This is a genomic window from Pseudomonadota bacterium (assembly GCA_018823285.1).
Classification (GTDB): domain Bacteria; phylum Desulfobacterota; class Desulfobulbia; order Desulfobulbales; family JAGXFP01; genus JAHJIQ01.
Genome location: JAHJIQ010000053.1, coordinates 1 through 23,671, shown reverse-complemented (window position 1 = coordinate 23,671; position 23,671 = coordinate 1). Strand labels below are relative to the sequence as shown.

At 49.7% G+C, this 23,671-nt stretch carries 21 protein-coding genes; 11 read left to right on the top strand and 10 right to left on the bottom strand.

The window, feature by feature from the left end; genetic code table 11:
* The first annotated feature begins 224 nt into the window (after positions 1–224).
* The 8 genes from KKG35_12550 to secB all read left to right on the top strand — a co-directional run bounded on the left by KKG35_12550 (position 225) and on the right by secB (position 6,847).
* Positions 225–455: an addiction module protein gene (locus KKG35_12550; GenBank protein MBU1738958.1), complete on the top strand. Its 231-nt coding sequence runs from the start codon at positions 225–227 to the stop codon at positions 453–455.
* On the top strand, positions 452–751 hold the full coding sequence (locus KKG35_12545; protein MBU1738957.1) for a type II toxin-antitoxin system RelE/ParE family toxin: 300 nt from the start codon (positions 452–454) through the stop codon (positions 749–751). Before KKG35_12550 ends, KKG35_12545 begins: the two co-directional genes overlap by 4 nt.
* A 97-nt stretch (positions 752–848) precedes the next feature.
* Positions 849–2,216 carry a 16S rRNA (cytosine(967)-C(5))-methyltransferase RsmB gene (rsmB, locus tag KKG35_12540; protein ID MBU1738956.1) on the top strand — a complete coding sequence of 456 codons (1,368 nt, stop codon included), beginning with the start codon at positions 849–851 and terminating at the stop codon, positions 2,214–2,216.
* Between the two features lie 19 nt (positions 2,217–2,235).
* Positions 2,236–2,589: a four helix bundle protein gene (locus KKG35_12535; protein ID MBU1738955.1), complete on the top strand. Its 354-nt coding sequence runs from the start codon at positions 2,236–2,238 to the stop codon at positions 2,587–2,589.
* Positions 2,590–2,679: 90 nt separating this feature from the next.
* Positions 2,680–5,547: an excinuclease ABC subunit UvrA gene (gene uvrA / locus KKG35_12530; protein MBU1738954.1), complete on the top strand. Its 2,868-nt coding sequence runs from the start codon at positions 2,680–2,682 to the stop codon at positions 5,545–5,547.
* 70 nt (positions 5,548–5,617) lie between these two features.
* Positions 5,618–5,899: a type II toxin-antitoxin system Phd/YefM family antitoxin gene (locus KKG35_12525; GenBank protein MBU1738953.1), complete on the top strand. Its 282-nt coding sequence runs from the start codon at positions 5,618–5,620 to the stop codon at positions 5,897–5,899.
* Entirely contained in the window at positions 5,880–6,182 is a 303-nt protein-coding gene (locus KKG35_12520) for a type II toxin-antitoxin system RelE/ParE family toxin (GenBank protein MBU1738952.1), read from the top strand. The genes KKG35_12525 and KKG35_12520 overlap by 20 nt, the downstream gene beginning before the upstream one ends.
* 185 nt (positions 6,183–6,367) lie before the next feature.
* Positions 6,368–6,847, top strand: coding sequence for a protein-export chaperone SecB (gene secB, locus KKG35_12515; protein MBU1738951.1), 480 nt, complete (start codon positions 6,368–6,370; stop codon positions 6,845–6,847).
* A gap of 138 nt (positions 6,848–6,985) precedes the next feature.
* Here secB and KKG35_12510 read toward each other — a convergent pair.
* The 9 genes from KKG35_12510 to KKG35_12470 all read right to left on the bottom strand — a co-directional run bounded on the left by KKG35_12510 (position 6,986) and on the right by KKG35_12470 (position 17,942).
* Positions 6,986–7,820, bottom strand: a protein-coding gene (locus tag KKG35_12510) for an IS5 family transposase (GenBank protein ID MBU1738950.1) whose coding sequence is annotated in 2 segments (ribosomal slippage) — positions 6,986–7,408 and positions 7,410–7,820 — 834 coding nt in all. Because the reading frame shifts where the segments join, the coding sequence is not laid out codon by codon here.
* Positions 7,821–7,923: 103 nt separating this feature from the next.
* Complete coding sequence (locus tag KKG35_12505; protein ID MBU1738949.1) at positions 7,924–9,810, bottom strand: Ig-like domain-containing protein; 1,887 nt, start codon at positions 9,808–9,810, stop codon at positions 7,924–7,926.
* 48 nt (positions 9,811–9,858) lie between these two features.
* Positions 9,859–10,872 carry a hypothetical protein gene (locus tag KKG35_12500; GenBank protein MBU1738948.1) on the bottom strand — a complete coding sequence of 338 codons (1,014 nt, stop codon included), beginning with the start codon at positions 10,870–10,872 and terminating at the stop codon, positions 9,859–9,861.
* 48 nt (positions 10,873–10,920) lie between these two features.
* Positions 10,921–12,633 (bottom strand): hypothetical protein, encoded by a 1,713-nt coding sequence (locus KKG35_12495; protein ID MBU1738947.1) that lies wholly within the window; start codon positions 12,631–12,633, stop codon positions 10,921–10,923.
* Between the two features lie 51 nt (positions 12,634–12,684).
* Entirely contained in the window at positions 12,685–15,054 is a 2,370-nt protein-coding gene (locus KKG35_12490) for an AMIN domain-containing protein (GenBank protein ID MBU1738946.1), read from the bottom strand.
* Entirely contained in the window at positions 15,051–15,620 is a 570-nt protein-coding gene (locus KKG35_12485) for a pilus assembly protein PilP (GenBank protein MBU1738945.1), read from the bottom strand. Before KKG35_12485 ends, KKG35_12490 begins: the two co-directional genes overlap by 4 nt.
* On the bottom strand, positions 15,617–16,246 hold the full coding sequence (pilO, locus tag KKG35_12480; protein ID MBU1738944.1) for a type 4a pilus biogenesis protein PilO: 630 nt from the start codon (positions 16,244–16,246) through the stop codon (positions 15,617–15,619). The genes KKG35_12485 and pilO overlap by 4 nt, the downstream gene beginning before the upstream one ends.
* On the bottom strand, positions 16,246–16,833 hold the full coding sequence (locus KKG35_12475) for a PilN domain-containing protein (protein MBU1738943.1): 588 nt from the start codon (positions 16,831–16,833) through the stop codon (positions 16,246–16,248). Before KKG35_12475 ends, pilO begins: the two co-directional genes overlap by 1 nt.
* 17 nt (positions 16,834–16,850) lie before the next feature.
* Positions 16,851–17,942: a pilus assembly protein PilM gene (locus KKG35_12470; GenBank protein ID MBU1738942.1), complete on the bottom strand. Its 1,092-nt coding sequence runs from the start codon at positions 17,940–17,942 to the stop codon at positions 16,851–16,853.
* A gap of 816 nt (positions 17,943–18,758) precedes the next feature.
* Here KKG35_12470 and lepB point away from each other — a divergent pair.
* The 3 genes from lepB to KKG35_12455 all read left to right on the top strand — a co-directional run bounded on the left by lepB (position 18,759) and on the right by KKG35_12455 (position 21,777).
* The gene (gene lepB, locus KKG35_12465) at positions 18,759–19,382 is read left to right on the top strand and encodes a signal peptidase I (GenBank protein ID MBU1738941.1); all 624 of its coding nucleotides are present in this window, start codon (positions 18,759–18,761) and stop codon (positions 19,380–19,382) included.
* Positions 19,383–19,524: 142 nt separating this feature from the next.
* On the top strand, positions 19,525–20,457 hold the full coding sequence (locus tag KKG35_12460; GenBank protein ID MBU1738940.1) for an aspartate carbamoyltransferase catalytic subunit: 933 nt from the start codon (positions 19,525–19,527) through the stop codon (positions 20,455–20,457).
* Between the two features lie 42 nt (positions 20,458–20,499).
* Positions 20,500–21,777: a dihydroorotase gene (locus tag KKG35_12455; GenBank protein MBU1738939.1), complete on the top strand. Its 1,278-nt coding sequence runs from the start codon at positions 20,500–20,502 to the stop codon at positions 21,775–21,777.
* Positions 21,778–21,834: 57 nt separating this feature from the next.
* On the opposite strand, the gene KKG35_12450 is transcribed toward KKG35_12455, so the two are convergent.
* Complete coding sequence (locus KKG35_12450; GenBank protein MBU1738938.1) at positions 21,835–23,316, bottom strand: flagellar hook protein FlgE; 1,482 nt, start codon at positions 23,314–23,316, stop codon at positions 21,835–21,837.
* Positions 23,317–23,671 lie beyond the last annotated feature (355 nt).

The following is a 23,671-nucleotide window of genomic DNA, read 5'->3' as shown; positions in this document are numbered from 1 at the left end:
TCACCTCTTTCTCGTCATTTTTCGCGCCTCCTGCGTTACGTGTTTGGTTGCATAGCGCTGCTATGCAACCAAACACATGCCTTGCCGGCACAAAAAATGCCGGAGAAATAGTATGACATTTCATCCTTGACGCGACACTAGTCTCTCAAGTCAATTATGGCTTTTCCCTGTACCCTGTATGGGTAATGAATTATATTGATATCCAGGAGGTGACGGATATGCCAATGTCATTGGAAGAAATATATGCGGAAGCCCAGGCTTTGCCCAGCGAAGCCAAGGCGATTCTGGCAGAAAAACTTGTTGAGAGCATTGAAGATGACGTTGATCCTCGGATTGCCAGGAGTCATCTGAATGAAGTGAAAAGACGGAGAGACGAAATTCGGACAGGAAAAGTCATGGCAATAAATGGTGATGAGGGGTTGGCTCAAATAAGAAGGACCATGATTGGAGAATGAACTATTATTTTCACCCTGAGGCCCTTCAAGAGTATTCAGCCGCAACCCGGTATTATGCGGAGATCCTTCCTTCCCTTGCTGTTAATTTTGTTTCGCAAATTGAAAACGGCATCAACCAAATTCTTCTTCACCCTCAAGCCTGGCAGCCGTTGGAGGAAGATGTCCGCCGCTGTCTCGTAAAACGATTTCCTTTCGGGATTTATTACACAATCGAAGAAGATGATGTCATCCTGATTCAGGCTATAATGCATTTGAGTCGTGCTCCCGGTTATTGGAAGGGGCGGACGGCAAGATGAAAATCGCATCTCAATGTGTCCTGGTTCCGGCCTCAACAATTATCTTCTTTTCAATTATATAACGTAAGTTGTGCTCTGTTGTTGCCCCGGATCAATTATGAAGCAAAACCCCCGAGCCATAGCTGCTTTTATCATCACCCGATGGGAAGAAAGCCGTCTGCCGATTTCGCGTCTGCTTGATGAAGAGCTGCCGAAAAACCACTTTGCAAAAACGGAGGACTCCCAGCTCTGCCGGGCCCTGGTCTTTGGGGTGGTGCGGTGGCTCGGTTATCTCGACCATGTGCTGGGGCAATTCTCGAAGCATCCTCTGGCTGGGATGAAGGCGGAGATCAGGCAGGCGTTGCGGGTTGCCCTGTTCCAGATGCTTTTTATGGATCGGATTCCGGTCTCGGCGGCGATCAACGAGGCGGTGAAGATCCTTAAAACAGATGGCCAGCCGCGCTGGCTGACCGGTTTTGTCAACGGGGTGCTCAGAAACATTGACCGCCACTCTTCGGAGTTGCCCAAAGCAGGGGGAGAAACCGGTTATCCGCCGCATATTTTACACAGTTACCCGCAATGGCTGTTTGGTCGCTGGCGCAAGCGTTATGGGGAGGCGCGGGCCATTGAACTATGTAAAGCGGGAAATGCTCCGGCGCCGCTCTGCCTCCGGGCTGTCGAACCGGACCGCCTGTGTGAGGAATTGAACAAGTCGGGAGTGAGGGCGTTCAGGGGGAAATATGCGCCGCTGGCCGTTATTCTGCCGGATTTCAGGGGCAGGGTCGAGAGTCTGCCCGGATACGCGGAGGGGGCGTTTCAGGTCCAGGATGAGGCCGCCCAGCTTGCCTCGTATCTGGTGGGGGTAAAAGGGCCGGTCCGTTGTCTCGATGGTTGTGCCGGTCTCGGCGGCAAGACCACCCACCTTGCCGCGCTGTTGCCGGAGGGGAGCACTCTGGTAGCTGTCGAACCAGACCTGAGGCGGCGGGAACTGTTGCAGCAGAATCTGGCCCGCCTGGGACTGGCAGAGGGTGTTGCGGTGTTCGGCGGTTCTTTGCAGGATCTTGCCAAGGAAAATAAAGAGCCTTTCGATGTGGTTCTCATTGATGCGCCCTGTTCCGGCCTGGGGGTGATCCGGCATCATCCCGATATCCGCTGGAACAGGGTCCCGGAAGATCCGGCACGTTATCAGGAAACGCAGCTCGGCTTGCTTGCCGGTGCTGCCGGTTTGCTCGCGCCGGGCGGGATCATGGTGTATGCGACTTGCAGCACCGAACCGCAGGAGAATGAAGCGGTGGTCGATGCTTTTCTCGCTGCACATCCCGATTTTACTCTCAGCAACTGCCGTGATTATCTCCAGGAGGAAGCCCTGCCGCTGGTGGACGAGCGAGGGTTTTTCCACCCGCTGCCCGATCAGGGGCTGGATGGTTTCTTCGCAGCGAGGCTGGAAAGATCCAATGCAAAATGTAAAATGCAAAATGTAAAATGATTATTGTCGGGAGGGATGGATGGTTGCTGATGGTAATGAGATTGTTGAGCGCAGCATGGCGTATGCATTGCGGATTATCGCTTTGTATCGGGAGCTGCAGAAAGATGATGTCGGGCGGGTGCTTGGAAAACAATTGTTGCGTTCCGGGACCTCCATAGGCGCGAATGTTAATGAGGCTCAAGGAGGGCAAAGCAAAGCGGACTTTATTGCCAAAATGTCTATCGCCCAAAAGGAAGCACTTGAATCGATCTATTGGCTCAAACTCTTTGGCAAGGCAGAGGTGATTTCCGCAGATCGTTTGCAGGATTTAATGGATGAGGCAGGACAGTTGACCAAAATTTTGTCGGCAATCCTGATTACCGCCAAAAAATAAAGCCGAGTTGAGCAGCTTGTCTGCTCGTACGAGACTTATACCCGAAGGGTGAAATTTTGCATTTTACATTTTTAATTTTGCATTGAGACTATGGAGCCAAAACACATTCATATCCGGGGCGCCCGGATGCATAATCTGAAAAATATTGATGTCGATATCCCAAGGAACCGGTTGGTGGTGTTCACCGGCCTGAGCGGGTCCGGCAAATCGACGCTCGCCTTTGATACCCTGTATGCCGAAGGGCAAAGGCGGTATGTGGAGTCGTTGTCCACTTACGCCCGGCAGTTTCTCGGGCAGATGGAAAAGCCGGATGTCGATTCGCTGGAAGGGTTGTCGCCTGCGGTTTCCATCGAGCAGCGGACCACCAGCAGAAACCCGCGGTCCACGGTCGGCACCATTACCGAGGTCTACGACCATCTGCGGTTGCTCTTCGCCCGGGTCGGGCATGCCCATTGTCCGGAGTGTGGCGACCGGATCAGCCCGCAGTCGATCCAGGACATGGTGGAATCGCTCCTCTCGGAGCCGGAAGGGACTAAGACGATTATCCTCGCGCCGATCATCGATCATCGCAAGGGTGAGCATCGCGAGGTGTTCACCCGTCTGAAGAAGGAGGGTTTTGTCAGGGCCAGGGTCAACGGTGAAATCGTCTCGCTGGATGAAGAGATCTCCCTTGACCGCAATAAACGGCACCGGATCGAAGCAGTGGTCGACCGGCTGGTGATCAGGAAGAGTGTGGAGCGGCGGCTCTATGACTCGGTGACCACGGCGGTCGGCCTGGCCGAAGGGATGCTGCTGGTTAATTTTCCAGAGCAGCAGCGGGATGTCATGTTCAGTGAACAGGCCGCCTGCATCAAATGCGGGCGCAGCATGCCGGAGCTCTCGCCGCGGCTTTTTTCTTTTAACAATCCCAAGGGGGCCTGCAGTGAATGCAGCGGGCTCGGGGTGAAACAGTTTTTCGATCCCTCCCTGGTGGTGCCCGATGGTGCGCTGAGCCTCAGGCAGGGGGCGATTGCCCCGTGGGGCAATCCGTGGCGGATCGGCGGCGGAGGGCGGCGCAGAAGATGGGAAGGCGGAGACGCCTCGGTATACGGGCAACAGCTGGAGGCAGTGGCCGCCCATTATGGTTTTGACCTCGACCGACCCTTTGCGAAACTGGCCAAAAAGGCCCAGGAGATTGTTCTCTACGGCTCCGGCGGGGAGATGATTGATTTCGAATACAAGGGGCGGCAGCGCCATACCCGAAGCAGGGCGGTTTTCGAGGGGGTGATTCCGAGCCTCGCCCGCCGCTTTATGGAAACATCCTCTCCGGGGATCAGGGAGTGGATGAGCGGGTATATGAACGAACAGGTCTGTCAGGTATGCAACGGGGCGCGACTCACCCCGGAGGCCCTGGCGGTGAAGGTCGGCAGCTGGTCGATTTACGACCTGACCTCTTTTTCCATTGCCAGGCTGCGGACCGAATTACTGGCGATGAAATTCAGCAGCCAGGAGCAGATGATCGCCGGCCGGGTGATCAAGGAAATCAATGACCGGCTCGACTTTCTGGGGAACGTCGGCCTCGGGTATCTTTCGATGGCCAGAAACGCCTCGACCCTTTCCGGCGGCGAGGCGCAGCGGATCCGCCTTGCCTCGCAGATCGGCTCCCGTCTTGCCGGGGTGCTTTATATTCTGGATGAGCCGAGCATCGGCCTGCACCAGCGGGATAACCAGCGGCTGATCGACACCCTGGTCAGCCTGCGGGATCTGGGCAATACCGTGCTGGTGGTCGAACACGACAGCGACACGATCCTCGCGGCCGACCATGTGGTCGATATGGGGCCGGGAGCCGGAGTGCACGGCGGAGAAGTGGTCTTCAGCGGTTCTGTAGACAAGTTGCGAAAATGCGCAAAGTCGCTGACCGGCGGCTATCTTTCCGGTCGGTTGACCATCGAGGTCCCCGAAAAGAGAAGACCTCTGCCCGCCAGGAATAAATGGATCCGGGTCAAGGGGGCCGCCATCAATAATCTCCGTGAGCTCGAAGCGAATTTCCCCCTCGGTCTTCTGATTTGTGTGACCGGGGTTTCCGGATCCGGGAAAAGCTCCTTGGTGATCGAGACCCTCTACAAACAGGCGGTGAATCACCTCCAGGGCGGCAGAGAGCAGGCGGGGCCCTGCCGTTCCATTACCGGACTGGATCTGGTTGACAAGGTGATCGATATCGACCAGAGCCCGATCGGCAGAACGCCCCGATCCAACCCGGCAACCTACACCGGGGTGCTGACCCCGATCAGGGAGCTCTTGTCGAAACTGCCCGAGGCCCGGGCGCGCGGCTACCAGCCGGGCCGTTTCAGCTTCAACCTGCGGGGCGGGCGCTGCGAGGCGTGCGAAGGTGACGGGGTGATCCGGATCTCGATGCACTTTCTCCCCGATATCTACGTGACCTGTGAGACGTGCAACGGCAAGCGATATAACCGGGAGACCTTGGAGATTCGCTACCGCGACAAAAATATCGCCGATATCCTGACCATGAACGTGGAGGAGGCGCTCTCGTTTTTTGCCAAGATCCCGGCGATTCGGAGCAGGCTGCAGACCTTGTATGACGTGGGGTTGTCGTATCTCGCGCTCGGCCAGTCGTCGGTTACCCTTTCCGGCGGCGAAGCGCAGCGGATCAAGCTGGCCAGGGAGCTCTCTAAAAGAAGCACCGGTAAAACTTTGTATATTCTGGATGAGCCCACCACCGGGCTCCACCCTGATGACATCAGAAACCTTTTACAGGTCATTGGCCGGCTGGTCGACCAGGGCAACAGCGCGGTGGTGATCGAGCACAATCTCGACGTGATCAAGATCGCCGACCACATCATCGACATGGGCCCGGAAGGGGGCGACGGCGGCGGCACGGTGCTTGTTGCCGGCACCCCGGAAGAGGTCGCGGCATGTCCGGAATCGTTTACCGGACAGTTCCTGAAGAATTGTTTGTGATCCCTGGTTGAAAAGTGTGTAATTCCGGCCTATATTGAGACCAGAATTCATGCTGAATGGAGGCCGGAAAATGAAGCCAATACATGTTTCAGAAGATATTGTTTCCTTATCGGATTTTAAAAACCACGCATCAAAAATGTTGCGAAAGGTACAAACTACACACCGGCCGATGATCATCACCCAGAATGGGACTCCGGCCGGGGTTATTATTTCTCCAGCCGAGTTTGATGCTTTTACCGAGAAAAATCGTTTTCTTGAAGCTATCAATTGTGGCCTGGCTGATGTAAAAGAAGGGCGGGTATTGACCGACAAAGAACTGGATAAAGCGCTTGATGGAACTCCAGTGGACTGAAACTGCAAAAAATGACCTGCTTTCAATTCGCAGGTATATTGCGGCAGATAATCCGACGGCAGCAAAAGAGCGGGTTGAACGATTAAGAAATAAGGCGGGAAATATTGTTCATGCTCCGTTGGCCGGGAGGATAGTTCCTGAGTTGTCGCGGGATGATATCCGGGAAGTCATTGAAGGAAATTATCGAATTGTTTATCAGTTGGATTCCAAGCAAGTTTCAATTCTGACAGTGTTTGAGTCCCATCGGCTTTTCCCGACCAAAGATGTGGCGGAGAAAATTTGATTTGTGAAACAAATATTTCATGCAGAAAAGAAAGTTTTTAACCACAGAGCGCACAGAGGACACAGAGGGAACTGATTTAAAAAAATCTCTGTGTGCTCTGTGCTCTCTGTGGTGAAACAGTTCTTGTAACGAGACTATTTATTAATCTATTTATGAAATATTGATCATACTCAAGGAGTGAAACAATGACTGAAGAAAAGAACGAGGCAACTTCCCCGGAAAACGGCCCGGTATTCAGGATGCAGAAGATGTTTTTAAAGGACCTTTCATTCGAGAGCCCCAACGCTCCGAAAGTGTTTCTGGAACAGAATCCGAACCCCAAGGTTGACATCAACCTTCAAGTAAAGAACACCAAACTCGATCATGACAACTGGGATGTGACCCTCGGAATCACTGCTTCTCTCAAAGGGGAAGGGGACAAAACGATTTTTATCATCGAAATCGAACACGCTGCGGTGTTCCTGCTGAAGAATATTCCGCAGGAGCATGTGCAGGCAGTCCTGTCGGTGGACTGCCCGTCCCTTCTTTTCCCATTCACCAGGCAGATCATGAGCCAGGTCTCGGTAGACGGCGGCTTCATGCCCTTTTTAATGGACCCGGTAAACTTTCTGGCGTTGTATGAGAATTCACGGAAACAAGGAAAGGGGGAGGGGAAGAAGCAGTAATACGGTTCAACCCGGTATTCGGAAGAAATTTTACAACCTAAAAAAAATGAGCTGGGTATAAAACGGCACTGGGCATAGCTAAATAAAGAGAAAGCCCTGTACATCTTATGGATGAACCGGGCTTTCTCTTTTAAGAGCTTATCCGTAAATAACGCCAGTTTTTCTGAAAGCAATTATTGCCGCCGCCATGTGTAGCAATGCTTCGTAGGTTTCGGTAAGCTTTTCGTATCTTACCAGCAGTTTTCTAAACCTGTTGAACCAAGAGTGAGTGACTTCAACCACCCATCTGCGGGCTCTGAATAGGGGGTTGTTCTTCTTCTCTTGAATTTCCTCCCCGCGCTGTTTTACGTGCGGGATGTAGTTTCGATCTTTGATAGCTTGTTGGGCTGGTTCGCCGCTGTAGCCTCTATCTGCGCAGAGATTTTGTTCTGTGTCAGGGCGGCCTATTATGATTTCGTCCAAGACGAGTTCAAGCTGACTCACATCGTGTCTGTTTGCTCCGGTTACGACTATCGACAAGGGGACGCCACGTTCGTCCACCAGGATATGACGTTTGCTTCCGTTTTTTTTCCCGGTCAGTCGGGTTGCGACCTACGGATTCTTGAGCCAGAGGGGCTTTGGTCATGGCGCCATCTATACTTTGCCATCGCCAGCCGATGCCTTCCATTTCATCGTATTCGGCAAGGCCGGCTCTCCAAAGAGAAACAAAAAAGCCGGACCGCATCCACCTCATGAAATGTGTGTGAATTGCACTTGGGCTGCCGAACCGCTCCTTTGGCAACGCCTTCCATTGGCAACCGGTGCGCAAAACATATAAAATCGCTTCAAAGACCTGCCGGTGCTCCATGGGTTTTTTGCCACCACCGGCTTTACGCTTGTAGGTTTTATTTGGATCGCGCTCCGGCGCCGGGATTAGGGGAGCAACTTTCTCCCAAAAGGTGTCGGAGACTTCCCAAGATTGAATCTTAGCCATAATCCCTCCAGGTTGTAATTAGCTAACTGAAGGGAATTATAGCATATTTACTCAGATTGCGGCTGTTTTATTTACGGATAAGTTCTAAGTATCACGATACACATTATAAATGACCGTATGGTGAACTGGGGATGAGATCTTCGTCTGATGTAAGGTATGGCAGCCAGAAGGTTAGACTTGTTTTTGATTCAGTCCCCAGGACCTTAACCGTAGCTGTAATCTCGTCCTCAATCCAGACGGCGGAACTTTTCAGGTACGTCAGATTGAATGCCCCAGTACCGTTGGCGATGGTGGTTACCGAAGACGGTACGGAGCCGGCTGCTGCGCTTGGCGGGGTCAAGACGCCGTCAGCTGCCAGAGCCGTACATGCGCTTAAATCGTCGCAGGGGCCGACATCTTCACCGGCATCGAGAATCAGGTTCCGGTTTGCATCTTCATTTACCACTGAATATACCAGAGAACCCGTGGGAGGAACTTCTTGTATGGTTGGGGGGCCACCAGTTCCTATCCGGTAACGGGTAGGCCAGGCGGTTAAAGAGACAGTCGCGTTGGCAACCGCGCCACCACCGGAATCGGATACCAGGACTCCCATCGGCATTATATAATAGGTGTTGTCGCCACTGGCAGTGGCGTGAGTGCCACGACTGAGTACGATTGAGGCTGGGGTGCCGCCGATAATGATAGTGCCGGTGTCCGAATTACCGGGTGAAGCGCTGCCATGCTCAGTCGCAATAACGTTGACACCGAGTCCGCTGGAACTGGATGTGCCGGAATAGAAGGTGGTGGTCGCATAACCGGAACTGTCGGTTACCGCTGAGGCGGGACTTACATATTCGCCGCCGCCGGTGGTGTTCGACAGGCTGAAGGTCACCGGCACGTTGGCGATCGGTTCACTGGAGTCGGTGATGACCTTGGCGTAAACGGTGACCGAGTTGGTGACCGTTGCGCTGCTTGGTGCTACGGAGGTCGCGGAGAAGGAGACCGCCACCTGATTTGCATCGCCGATCGGCGGTGAAACGTTGATCAGGGTGCTGTCTGAGTTACCTGGCGTCGAGGTTTGATATACCATGACGGTCGCTGTGCCGACCAGGTCTGAAGTCAGTGTCGCTGAAGCTACTCCTGCGCCATCAGTCGTCTGGATTTCTGTTGCAGCCCCTCCGCCCCAAGTTCCCAAAGTGGATACAAAGGTGACATCGGTGTTAAAGGGGCCGGTGATAGTGACCACCTGCGGGATACCGGTTACAATAACATAGGGAGAAGTGGCCGGGTTGGTTATATTGATAGACGACGCGGATGCACCAACAGTTATGGTGATTGTCTGGGTTGCGCCAGAACTGGAAACGGTGATCACGGTTGTTCCGGTTACCGCTCCGTTCAGAATGACCGTCAGAACACCTGAAGTATTTGTCGTTCCGGTTGTCGCGGAAAGTGCCACGTTGGCGTTACTGGTGCTGAGGTCAACAGTCGCGCTGTTGATGCCCACAGATCCTGCGTCCAGAACATTGATGGTCAGGGTGGTTGTTCCGCCGACACTCACCTGTGTCTGAGTGGCTGCCAGATTGATGATTGTGCCGGTAATGGTAATCGGAATGGTTTGACTCAGCCCTCCAGAAGTGGCAGTAATAGTAGCAACTTGGTTGGATCTGTCACCAGGATTGGCATAGAATGTTACTGATGCCCGCCCATTACTGTCGGTGGTTACGCTACCGACACTGATCAGTCCGGCTGTGGTTGCGAAATTTACCGTAACCCCCTCCTGTGGGACATTGTTCTGAATAACAGTCGCCGTGACGGTGGAAGAATCTGAGCCGTCTGTTTCGACACTATTCTGCGAAAGCGAAAGAACTATGGCATTGCTTGTCGTTGAGGTGGGCGTGGTTGTGGTCGTAGTCGTGGTTGGCGGCACGGCATCTCCACCGGCCCCGCAACCCCAGAAGATGGCCAGTGAAACCAGCAGTAGTGCCAGCAGAACCCATTGTTTGTTCGACATGATCGTATTTCCTGGAGAACGCATGATATACCTTTTCTTGCTGAATACTTAAATTGTATTTGGCGCATACTTGGAGACAAAGTCCTTCGCAAGCGCTGCCACCGCTTTTTGGATTGCTGTATCCATGAGTTTTTCTTCCTTGGTTTCGGCAAAAATTGTCTGTGGAGTTACCTTGACTTCTATACTGTTGGTCCAGATGACGTCTCCGGTGTCAGCCCGCTGGGCAATCAACCTGAGCTGGATAACTGCCATATTGGCCTTACCGCCCTGACTTGAAAGATAACCAAGCGCCGCCCCGCCGATGCCCCAGACCATGCTGTTGCCTCGCGAGGGGTTGATTTTGTCGGCACTGGAATAGGGGTTGGTGGCGTTGTCTCCTGCAAGTGCTCCGGCCCCGGCGCCAACGGCCATTGCCCCTAAGGTGTCATACATCTCTGAATTGGTTACCCCGAAGAGGCCACGGCTGGTTCCGTCAAAAATAACCGGCAGCAACCCTTTTTTCAGGGGGCGCCAGGTATTCTCTTCATCAAGCTCCATTTTTACGATCCGTCCCCGCAAAATGACAGCTGCATTAAAATCGTTGCCGATTTTTGCGATTGCCTGTTTGTCAAGCGCGATCAGGTTTGATTCCTTCGACCCTTCCGCCTGTTCAGCGTTAATCAGATTGGCAAGCTCAGCTTTCATGGCAAGTGACCAGTCGCTGGACATCTCACGCTGCAAGTTTTTGGTTGAATGATTCTGTGAAGGTATGCCTTGCTTTGCATTGATCAGTCTGTTGTTCGCGAGGTACATCACCAGGTCTTCCCGGACCGGCACCTGAAAATTATTGGCCACCAAGTTGTCGGTCAGGTTTTCCATAATTTTTATGTTTCTGCGATATGCTTTTTCGATATCGCTTTCATACGAATAGTCTGCAAACGGCATGATGACGAGACGATGACTATCAGGACACTGTCCAGCTGCTGATCTGTTATTGACAGCTAGTTTTTCAGAAACTAATTGGCCGCAACCGGAGAGCATAAAGCCCATCAGCCCTATGGTTATTATTCTTTTGGCGGACATGGTTTAATCTCCTTTTTAGATATGCTTATAAAATTCATGAATAACTTTTTAAGAGATGATCTCCGGCTTCAGCAGGATCACTAACTCTGTTGTTGTTTTTTCTCTGTCTTCAAGGCTGAAAAGTCTCTTGATGAGAGGCAGCCTTCCAAGAAGAGGGACATTTTCATTGTCGTCTTTAGTTGTCGAATCTATGAGTCCGCCAACAACGAGCATTTCTCCGCTTTTGATTCGAACAAGTGTTGTCATTTCCTTGACTTTAACGACCGGCAAACCTACTCTTGCCGAGCCGAAGGTCTCATATTCAAGGGATTCTACAAGAGAGGTGACCGGGGTCATGTTTAAAATGATCTCATCATTTTCCATTATATTAGCAATAACAGACAGAACGATCCCGGAACTGGTTTCACCAGTCGTGATGGTATAGGTGACAACACCTTCGTCAACCGTTTGTGAAACGTCCTTGATATATGTCTGGTTTGTACCCACATTCAAGATGGCGGGTTGACCGTTTAAAACACTGATTTTCGGGTTTGAAAGAACCTTGGTCTTTCCTTGTTTTTCAATTGCAGATACCAGCATATTAAAACTCGGCACCTGAATGGTGAATGAACGAGTTCCACTCGATCCCAAAGGTTGACTGGCAGTACTTGAACCTAACCCGATCGAACCTCTGAATACGCCTTCATTCAACAAAGACTCCCAGTCAATACCTACCTTCCTGGAGCCGGAGACCTTGACTTCAAGAATCTTGGCTTCAATGTTGATCTGGCGATAAATTTCTTTTTTAAGTGAGTTTAAATATTCCTCGATTTTAATCAGCTGGTATCTGGGGGCGGTTACGGTAATGATACCAACCGGCTCATCAATGGTGTAGAAGCCAACACCTGCCTGCTGGACTGATGCGGTTTCAGACTCCAAGGCCTTTTTTTCAGCGGTGGCGCCGCTTTTGTCGCCTTGGGTTTCAGAAGCTGTTCCCGTGCCCTCCTGTGACACCGTTCCTGTTTTGTCTCCTTCTGCAGTTCCTTTTTGTTCAACAGATGTCCTGACAGACCAGATCTGCAGGATTTTATCGAGATTAAGTTTAACCGTTGCCCATACATCAAAAACATTCTTGCTACTATCATCAAGGGTTTTTATCTGCATGGATGTGTTTCGGGAGATATCGGAACCAACACTTCTTTTATATGAAGAAGCAATAAATGGTAGCGCCAGGTAAAACTTTTTAGTGTCTTTATATTTGATAACGATACTGTTCCCTTCGACTTCATGGAAATAATCACGTTGGCGCAAAAGGTCGTCAACGGATTTGAAAAAATCATCATTGGCCCTGATATCAACATCAACGAGGACGTTCTGATCTACATCAGATGCCCAACTGATTTTCATTTTCTTAAGGCTAGCAAGCTTCTTCATGATATCTCGTAATTTAACCGGACCGGTTGTTGACGAAATATCCGCGCCTACTTTGACAACAAATTCTTCATTCGCACCGAAACCATCACCTAATTCTCCGTGTTCGGCAACGGAGTAAGTAGGAGTCTGAAATCTTACTGGAAGGGAATGTGAATCTGATGATGCAGCCAAAGGACCATCCAGACTTTGCCCACCAGGCTCTTTTGTAGCTGAAGCTTTAACTTGAGCCGAATCCTGGTTCTGAGATTCTCTTTCACCAGGGGACTGGTTTGACGGTGAGCAGGCAAATAGTAAGGTCAGCAGCAGGACTGTTAAACCTTTGGCGTATTTGTGACTCATAGTTTTCATTGTTAAACTCTCTCTGTTGACTTGGTTTGCTCAAACTTTACTAAAATTTGCCTAATTACCGGCCATTATCACTCTGGCTTTAATGAACCGCGCTAAATCGGGAGGTATTTCATATCCTGATAGTAGCAACGCCCGGTATTCATTAGCCGCTTCATCCATTTTGCCTTGTTTGTCTAATATTCTGGCTTTGCTGATCATCGTCTGAAGAGTGTCGCCATGTAGATCGTTGTGTCTTTTGAGCATATTGATGGCGCAGTCGTAATCCTGACTCTCTTCACAAAAGCCGGAATAGCTGGTAAGTGCTTCGCTTGAAGGGGTTGTGCCATTTATGGACAGTTCGAAATACTCTTTGGCCAAATCAGTTTTCATCATCCGGGCAAAACCAATAGCTGCTTGCAGAGCGGCATCGGTATCCTTGCTGTTGATCTGCAAAGCCGCCTTGGCATACTTTACCGCTTTTGCGTTTTGTGAAAGGTTTACTAGGCAAAGCCCGGCAATTCTTTTGGCAAGCACTATGTTATCAGGCCATTTTTTGAAGGCGTCTTCGTATAAAGGTAAGGCGGCTTCGAACTGGCCGCTTTTCTCTTTAATATCGGCCTGATGAATAAGTTTTTTAGCTTCAACAACTGTTTCCGGGATGTCCTGCATTTTACTGATCTTTATAGATTCATGTTCTTGCGCCTGTACATTCAGCAAATCAAGATCTGCTTTGAAATCTATGGTGTCAAGAGTTCTTTCCGGCCATGCGAACTTTTTGGACTTTGGAGAAATGACTATGGTGTTGAATCTTTCTTCTTTTTGAAGGTCTTTAAGATTAAGAATGATATCAAGTGCAAAATCCCATGGAACATCGTTGAGTGCCAAGGTCAGGGAACCGTTTACACTTTCATCAACGACCATATTGAGATTGCTTACTTCGCCAAAAAGCCTGAATACATTATGCAGGTCAATCTTGTAAAAATCGACAGTAATCCGCTGTTTTTCATATCCGGCAAAGGCAAAATCTTCCAGTGCTTTTGGCGCTTTTGATTGCTTCGCATTTTGCTGTGTTTTTTCGCTAACGGTCGCGGTTTTGGTTCCGGTTGAAGTTGGGAGTGAAGGCTGCGCAGGTTCTGCGGCCATGGCGATAACATCTTCTGTAGCAATAATTTCCGGCTGTGGAGCAATTTCCGGTTCCGGGGTTTGACCAGCGTCTTTCATAAGCCCGGCGATAAGTGCAGTCGCAGGAGAAGGTTCAATGATGGTCACAAGCAGGCCATCTGACTGTACTTTAAGGTTGTAATCAAAAAGGGTCTCCAGGCCGGAGTCAAAAACTATCCTGAAGCCATTTTTCCGTTGTGCAGTTCGGATTTTGGAAACGGCTGTACCGACAGTTTTTGTTTCTATCGGGCCTGCAAGTTTTACATTGTCAACATCGAGATAAATCCGGTCCGGCCTGTTCGCTTTGAGGTTTTTCCCCAGTTTCACTTCCTTGAAATCGCGGATGGCGCCATCGCCCTTCAGATAGATCAAGGTCTCGGTTGGCGTGTGGTTAACCTCGACGTCGAAAAGCACCGTTGCTTGATCCGCTTGCGGTTCAGCGTCGACCGGCGCGGGTGCTGAATAGCTGCTCATATCAGCAGATGGCTCCGGAGTGGGGGTATCCATTGGCTTGGTTTCGGTGACGATGTCTTCACGCATGGGGCTTTCGGCGCCAATGTTTTCATCCGGCACGACAATAGCGGCCACAGGTGCAACTTCTGTCAGAGTTTCTGTGGGTACGGTGGGTGTTTCAATGGCGCTCCCGGCGGGTTCAATAGCTTCTTCCTGCTGAACTTCCCCCGCCGCAGTTGCTTCCATTGGTTCAATATCGGTTGCTGATTTGGGAAATCTGATGATGATGTCGTTGTCGATTCTTTCAACAGTATAGCTGTTGTCCTCATTCAGGAATATTTCGAGTCTGGCGATAAATGGTTCCTTGTCTTCAAGCACTTTGCCGTTTACAAGTGAAACAGGGCCTTGGGGTTGTTCCAGTGGTAGATTGACGGTGGCTCCCATGGATGCATCAGCAATATCGATAATGACTCTCAGCGGATCAAAAAGTTCATACATTGTATAAGTTGGAGGGTTGTCGCCCTGAACTCTAAGTATGAAGTCTTCAGCCGTCTGCTCCCATTTCAGTGAGTTGATTTGAAAAGTGGTTTTCTTCTCTGCTGCGGATGTGCTGTCTGAACTGGAGGGGACCGCAGCAAATATGAGGTGGTCCGTCGGCATTCCTCCTTCTGTTTGGTAGCTGTCGATGTCGCTACCTATGCTTACACCCAGGCGACTGTTTTTTTCTGCAGAGACAGCAGCGCCAGATTCTGTGGTGTATGCGGTAAATGCATAACAAAACAGAAAAATTCCAGTGAATACAACTTTCGGTTTCATAAGGGCAATCACGGACGTTCTCCCTCTTTTCTTAATATCATCTCCACAGTGTTGTATTTCCTCTCGCGAGTCATGGAGTAAGTCAACTGTTTGATTATCACCTGGTTCGGGACAATATCGGATACGATCCCGGACCTTCCTATCTTAGTCCCACGACGGATCACATAGCCCTTGCCGGCGGAATCTTCGACCATAGCCATGGGGTTATTTTCTGTAAACATAATAGCTACAACTTTAAGTTGCCCTGGTTCAAATTGTCTCATGCCGGTCAGTCTTTCAGGTGATATGTCAATTTCTACAGGTTGGTCAATTTTGTCAGAGATAAATGGCATGAAAGGATCAGGTCTATTTTCAACTTGATATTCAAAAGCTTCGATTTTCATGGATTTAAGCAAAGCATCAAGAGCTTCTGCTATTTTTATCTGCTCCGATTCTTTTTCATTTGAAAATTCAATTTGAGCATGCACGTTTTGAGTCGGAATAAACTGCAACAGCAATATGTATAATCCACACATTGCAAACCAGAACACTAGAAATTTTGGTCTGGATGGTATGTTATTTATCTGAGTGGTGTTCATTGTTTTTTTGTTGTGTCAACGTTTGTGTCAATAAATCTGTATGTAACTAGTTCCATATTGGCACCTAGTAACATTTCTCCTTCGCTTCTTTGAGGGCTGCCCAGATCAATATTGGTCACTGAAACGATACGATTTAATTTGCTAACTTTGTCTAAAAATGAGCCTATTTTGTGGTAAGAACCCTTTACGGCTATTGATACAGGAATAACTGCATAAAATTGTTCCGGTCTTTCAGTCTTGGGCTGGAAGGAAATGAATTCTAGTCCCGAGCTTGTACCCTGTTCAGAGATACTCGTAAGAAGGTCTGGAATCTCTTTCTGTTTAGGCAATAACAAGGACGCGGCTTTCAATCTGAGTTGTACTTCCGCCATTTCCTGTTTATGTTCATCCAGTTTACCGGCTATGGCTTCTACTTTTTGTATTTCACCACGGAGATATCGATTGTCCTTGTTGAGTTTTTTGATTTCTTTGGAGGTAGGAGAAACAAAAAGAAAAAAGAATAATACAATCGGAATTGTTACAGCTGCCGCAAAGATGGCAAGTTTGTACTGGCGATTAAGAAATGCAACCTTGTTATCAAGGAAGTTTTCATAAACAGTTTTTATTTTCAGGAAGTTTTCTTTCATTAATTTTTTGTTTCTTTTGTTTGATCTGGGTCTTCTTCGCGGACAGGGGTTGTAACACCGATTTTCAGTGCAAATGATTTTAATTTTGCACCAGCAACAACGATTTGTGAAGATTGTGAAAGTTCGGCATCGGAAAAGTATTCAGACTCTCTAATACTTCTCATGTACTGAGCAATTGTTGCATTATCGAGAGCAACTCCTGTTATATCCATTGATCCGCCGGAATGCTTCATTGTATTGACCCATGCTCGATTCGAAGGAGTCACTTTGGCAAGTTCGTCAAGTACATGTACCAGGGTCTGCGAACCTGTCTTCAGTTTTTTTATGACATCAAGTTTGGTTTCCTGTTCTTTCTTGTCTTTTTTCAGCTTCTCGATTTCGTCGAGTATCGGCTGATATGATGCTTTTTTCTTGCTCAAGACCTGATTCTCGGATTTTTTCTCAGTTACAGTGCTTTTCATATTAAGCCCGACAAGACCGATCGCAACCAGAACAACCATCACTGAAGCACCAAAAACGGCCACTTCATTTCGGACCTGCAACCGCCTTCTGATTTGCCTTACCGGCAATAGATTAATATGTATCATCGGTCTTTGCTGTGCTGTTAAATGTCGGCAGAGCGGGTAGCCAGGCCTGTGGACAGGGCCATCTCCGGTGCAATATTATTTAAGTAGTCGTTGTCGATCTTGCTGGGATCCGACTCGGTTCTGGCAAAGGGATTGAAAATATGAGTCTTGATTCCTGTCTCTTCACTAAAGAGTTTTGCGAGTCCTTTGACTTTGGCCCCTCCTCCGCTTAACACCAGTTTGTTGATGGTTTCTTCCGGGTAATTCGAATAGTAGAAATCGAGGGCCCTTTTGACCTCAGTGACCCATTGGGTGCAGGTATTGACAAAAATATCTTCGAGTTCCCTCTTTTTTTCCTCGGAAGAGGTGCTTCCGATTTTAAGCGCCTCCGCTTCTTCAAAGGATATTCCGAAGTGGTTCTGTATCTGCTCGGTCAGGAGTCTGCTGCCGAGCACGATGTCGCGGGCGAGAACCGAGGTGCCATTGGAGACAATGTTGATATTCATTTTGGAGGCGCCGATATCGACAAGGCCGATGTTTTCATTGCTGCCGCCGAAGGTTGCTCCGTAGGCGTTTTCCAGGGCAAAGGCATCGACATCGACAATGATTGTTTTAAGACCGGCCGCCCCGAGCACTTCAAGGTATCCGTTGACGACCTCTTTTTTGGCGGCAACCAGCATGATGTCTGTTCTGTCGTCATCAGCAGTATTTGTTTTCAGGTCCTGAAAATCCATATACACATCGTCAATATCAAAGGGGATATATTGTTCCGCTTCGGCCTGAATGTGTGAGGCCAGTTCTTCTTCATCCATCACGGCGAGGTTGATTTTTTTGACGATTACCGAATATCCTGAAATTGAAATGGCAACTTTCTTGCCCTTGAGTTTGAGGTTCTTGATAAGACCGCTGACGGCTTTGGAGACGGCTTCCGGATTCTGCAGGACACCATCTTCGACCGAATCGGGAGGAAGTGTGGCGCTCCCCAGGCATACAAGTTTGTATCCGCTCCCTGACTGTGCGAGCTGGCAGATTTTTACTGAATGAGACCCGATATCCAGGCCGACTGCAAGTTTCTGCCCGCCAAGGAAAGGGATGTTGAAGCTGAATTTTGGAAGTTTCAAACCACCCATTAGCTATGATCCTATAAGAAAGAACATGGGGAGCTTACTGTTAAATTCTGTTGACGATAGGTGTTCATTAACATTTGCTGATGGTTACCGCATTTAAAAAAAATAATAAAATTAGACAATTACCAAGGGCGGGGGATTTCTCTCTCTCTTTGCCCTGAAAAAAAAACCAATCAAATCAGCATGTTCTCGTTGCGTGTCTACAGTAAACTTACAATTACTTAATGCAATTAGAGACATAAAAAAAGACGCATGTCAAGAATAAAATATCTGTTACCGTGTGAAATTCTTAAAAAATTTTGACATTCGAAGTTGTTTTTATCGCTTAATTTTAAAATTTTTGAACCAGGTTATGAAGTGGAAAGAATGCAGATTTCAATAAATTGCAGTAGTGAAATATGCACCATATGTGAGTTTCCGGGCAGTCAGTAGCTAACCGTTGGTTTTCGCAGGAGAATTTTTGCGGGGAAAAATACAGCAATTAAAATAAATATCAATACCACATTGGTATAAGTAAAAAAATTTATCCAGTTATGACATGTTTCTGACACAGATGACAATATAGAAATGGTGTTGTGTTTTTTTAGCGGGTTTTAGCCGCATATTTATGCATTTGAACATCTCGATATTCGGTAATGAATTATATAAATGTTCTACAGATAAATTCTGTGAATACGTTTGATTTCAAATGTGCAAATATCAGGGGAGAAGAGACGGTTACCAGTCTAAACAGCCTTGTGCTTTTAAGAGATATGGAGTAATTAGAGCAGGTTTGTAGAAATTTCAGTCAGTCAAAGGAGCCGGGCCCACTTGTCAGTCATTGAAGAATCCTCCCCCAGAAAGAAGTCGCTTCTTCGTGAATATGCAGAAGCAATTATCATCGCCTTAATCCTGGCATTGTTTATCAGGACATTTGTCGTTCAGGCCTTTAAAATTCCTTCCGGTTCCATGATTCCGACTTTATTGATCGGTGATCACATTCTGGTCAGTAAATTTATATATGGCGTCAGGAATCCATTGACCGGGAAGGTGCTCATTCCGATCAGGAACCCGGAAAGAAATGATATTGTAGTTTTCAAATATCCACTGAACCCCGATCAGGATTTTATCAAACGGGTGATTGGTGTCCCCGGTGATACAATTGAGATTGTTGACAAGAAATTGTTTGTGAATGGTAATGAACTTGAAAATGACAAGGGCGTCTATCTTGATGACCGAGTGTTGTCGGGCGAAGGGCGACCGCGGGATAATTTCGGCCCGGTGACAGTGCCGGCGGAATCACTTTTTGTAATGGGTGATAATCGAGACAACAGTCACGATTCCCGTTTCTGGAGTTTTGTTGATTTCAAGGATTTGCGCGGCAAAGCATTTATAATGTACTGGTCCTGGGACAATGAGAACTTCGATGTCCGTTGGAGCCGGATAGGCAGCATGCTCCACTGATTTCGGGGAGGAGGGTTTTTTCTTCAGGCATTTTTCGATGAGTAGAATACGGAGTGGGATTCCTGGGACTTCGGCGTAGTGTACTCAGCGGGCGTCGGTGAAATTGTTCAACAAGTATCAGATATGACAGGTGACAGTTACAATGCAATCTGATTATGTGTTTCGCCATAAACATCTTCTCAGTATGGAAGATCTGTCAGTTCAAGATATTTCGTTTATCCTCCAGACCGCCGAATCATTCAAAGAGATTTCGACCAGAGCCATCAAGAAGGTGCCGACTCTTCGCGGCAAAACCGTAATCAATCTTTTCTTTGAGCCCAGCACCAGAACCAGACTCTCTTTTGAGGTGGCCGCCAAACGCCTCAGCGCTGACACCTTTAACATTTCCGCTTCAACGAGCAGTGCCACCAAAGGTGAAACTCTTGTGGATACGGCCCGGAATCTTGAAGCGATGCATCCTGACATCATCATTCTCCGGCACTCATCGTCCGGATCTCCGGATCTGTTGACCCATCATCTGCAGTCATCTGTTGTCAATGCCGGGGATGGCACCCATGAGCATCCGAGTCAGGGCCTCCTTGACCTGATGACCGTCAAGGAGGGAAAAGGGGGTTTTGCGGGCCTGAAGATTGCCATTATCGGCGACATTGCCCACAGTCGGGTCGCTCATTCCGATATTATCGGGTTTACGAAAATGGGGGCAGAGGTTTTTGTCTGTGGGCCGGCCACCATGATCCCTCCCTATCTTGAGCAGTTTGGGGCAAAAGTATGCCGTTCGGTGCAGGACGCCGTGGCAGACGCAGATGTGGTGATGGCCCTTCGGATTCAGAGAGAGCGACAGCTCGACCCCCTGATCCCGTCCCTTCGGGAGTATGCATCTTTTTTCGGAGTGAATGAAAAACTGCTGAATCTCGCAAAACCTGATGCGCTGATCATGCATCCCGGCCCGATAAATCGCGGAGTGGAAATTGATCCCGGGGTCGCTGACGGGCCAAGATCGGTTATCCTTGACCAGGTAACCAACGGCGTGGCGATCAGGATGGCAATACTGTACCTTCTGATGGGTGGTGATTAAATGGTGACATCCGTTGCGGAAAAATCAGATGCAACCCGGCCGATGCTGTTGCAGAACGGCAGGGTGATTGATCCTTCGTCAGGGCTCGATGGTCAGGCCGACATCCTTGTTGTTGGCGGCAGGGTCAAGGCGGTTGGGACTGTGAAGGAAAGAGATCTGCCGCCTGGCTGCAAAACTTATGATCTTGGCGGGCTGTGGGTGACTCCTGGTCTGATCGACATGCATGTTCACCTGCGTGAGCCGGGAGAAGAGTATAAGGAAACAATCGCTTCCGGGACCATGGCCGCTGCCGCAGGAGGCTTCACAGCCGTTGCCTGTATGCCGAATACTTCACCGATCAACGATTCCCAGGGGGTGACTTCGCTCATCCTTGCCAGAGCGGTTGGCGCCTCCGCCAGGGTGTATCCGGTGGGCAGCATCAGCAAGGGCGCCAAGGGGGAAGAGCTCGCGGAGTTCGGTGAGATGAAAACAGCCGGAGTGGTTGCCTTGTCGGATGATGGCGTTCCCGTTGTCAACAGCCAGCTTTTCAAGCGGGCTCTTGAATATTCCGGCAATTATGACCTGCTGCTGATTTCCCATTCCGAGGAGATATTTTTGAGCCGGGGCGGGGCAATGAATGACGGCTCCGTTTCCACCAGGCTTGGCCTCCGGGGGATTCCCTCTGCTGCAGAAAGCATTGCGGTGTATCGGGATATCGCTCTGGCGGAATATACCGGGCGACCGGTTCATATTGCCCATGTCAGTACCGGCGAGGCGGTTGACCTTATTCGGCGTGCAAAATCAAAGGGTTGCAGAGTCACCGCCGAGACCGCGCCTCATTATTTCACTCTTACCGATCAGGATGTGGGAAATTATAACACCAATGCCAAGATGAACCCTCCTCTGCGCTCCGAGAAGGACAGGCTTGAGATGATCAGGGGGCTGCAGGACGGGACTATCGACGCGATCGCCACCGATCATGCTCCCCACAGCAGGCTTGAAAAAGACAAGGAATTTGACCAGGCTGCCAACGGAATCATCGGTCTTGAAACGTCGCTTCCGCTTTCCCTTGAACTGGTGAGAGTTGGCATTATTGACCCTGTCAGGCTGATTGAGTTGATGTCGGTGAACCCTGCCCGGATTCTGGGGGTGGAGGGAGGGACTCTGAAGGAAGGGTGTATCGCCGATATCACGGTCATCGATCCGGAGAAAAAGTTTGTGTTTGCCGCTGAAGGGATACGGTCAAAAAGCAGGAACTCTCCGTTTATCGATCGGGAGCTGACCGGAAAGGCGGTCATGACCATTCTGGGCGGCCGGATCACCCATAGCGAACTCGCCTGAAAACCTTGCGGTCTTGACAAACGGCGGTTGATGTCAGCCGGCAAGGGGCCTTACAGCTCAACTTTTTATATCAAGCAGACTCCCCAGCATTTTGTCTTCTTCCTGAATGATTTTCAGGTTTGCCTGGAAAAATCTCCGGGTGAGCAATAATCGGGGCAGTTCTTCGGCAAGCTCCACATTCGACTGTTCCAGCGAGTTCGATCCGATGCGGCCAAGACCGATTTCTCCTGGCGCTCCGGTCGTGGGTGCACCGGATTCCGCAGTCTCTCTATAAACTCCGGCGCCGACCATTTTAAGACCGTCAGCGCTATTGAATGAGGCCAGGGTGACCTGGGCTTTCTGCAGAACTTGGCCGTTGGAATAACCGGCGCTGATGATACCCCTGCGGTCAACGGAGATATTTTTCAGGAAGCCTGCAGCGAATCCGTCCTGATCCTGAAATATGGTTGTCGAATTGTCGGCATACTGGGTCGAGGCAAGGGGTTCCGGCTGAAAGGATGTGCCCTGGCCGGAGAACCGGGCTCCGAAATTCAGTTCGATCTGCTGGTTGGCGGTGTCCCCGGTGGTATTGAATGGCAGTCGGTAATACGGGTCGGTGGCGGCAAGTGTCATCCGGTTGGTGGCAAGAGATGGCGAGACCTGTCCATCGGGTGGAACATCATAGGCGGTCAGGGCGGTGATCTGTCCGGAGCCGTTGAAATTGATGGTGCCGTACATCATGGCCCCGGCGCCTTTATGATTCGCTGCCGAGTAGCGGACGTGAGGGGCGAAAGCGGTCTGCTGGGCGCTATCCAGGGATCTCCGGTCGGCAAGAGGGTCGGTGGTGACCAGAAATTCCCATTCGTTGTCATTCGCAGTCCGGTCAAAATAAACGGTCAGCTCATGGCTTGCGCCCTGGGAATCATGGACCCTGAAAGTGCTGGAGTAATCAAAATTAGCCGGATCGATGGGTGCGGCAGGGTTTGCAGAAGCGGCGTTTCTGCCGTCCCAGGAATCAAAAAGACTTGTACTCACGTTTTCATTCGGTGTCCGGGAATCAAGATTGAAGATCACTGTCGCCTGCCGGGTTGCCACGGGGGAGGTGCTGCTGCCGAGATTGATGTCGCCGATACTGCCCAGTCTGTCACCGGTTGCAGGATCAAGGCTCCAACCCTGAACATGATAGCCGGCCGGATTGACCAGAAACCCGTCCTTGTTGAAATCAAAGCCGCCCACCCGGCTGAATATGTCCGCTTCACCGCTTTCAGGGTCACGCAGCATGAAGAAACCGTTGCCGCCGATCGCCATGTCAGTTGGATTGCCGGTATCTTCAAGATACCCCTGATTAAAGTTTTGTGAAATCGAACCCACCACCGGACCCTGGCCGATCTGTTCCGGACCGGAGGCGGTGGAGACGGTCTGGGTCGGTCCTCCCTGAAAGGTGACACGGGTTGCTTTGTATCCAGGAGTGTTGGAGTTCGCCACATTGTTGGCAGTGGAACTGACTTTTCTGGAAAAGCTCTGCAGCGCCCCAAGGGCGGAATATGTTCCTCGGATCATCTTTCTTATGTTCTCCCGACGTTACCTGCTGTGCCTGGAAGCAGGCACACCTATCCTTCTCATTGGTATTATCGGCATCCATAAGGAAAACTTTACAAAAAAAATCATATTTTTATTAAAAGTTGAATTATTTAAACATATCAGCATGTTACATGTGTGAAAAGTATCAGGTGGCAAAGGTGTTACGGAGTTGCCCGGAGACGAAAAGTGGTGAGTCTGATTTTTTTTTTGGTGGGAAAAAAGGGGGGGGCGGCAGGACGCTTTGTCCAGCAGGATAAATGAACAGGTATATATGTAATTATGCTTCGGGGGCACTGTCCTGCGCCGGGGCGTCACCCGCAGTTCGTGATCCCCC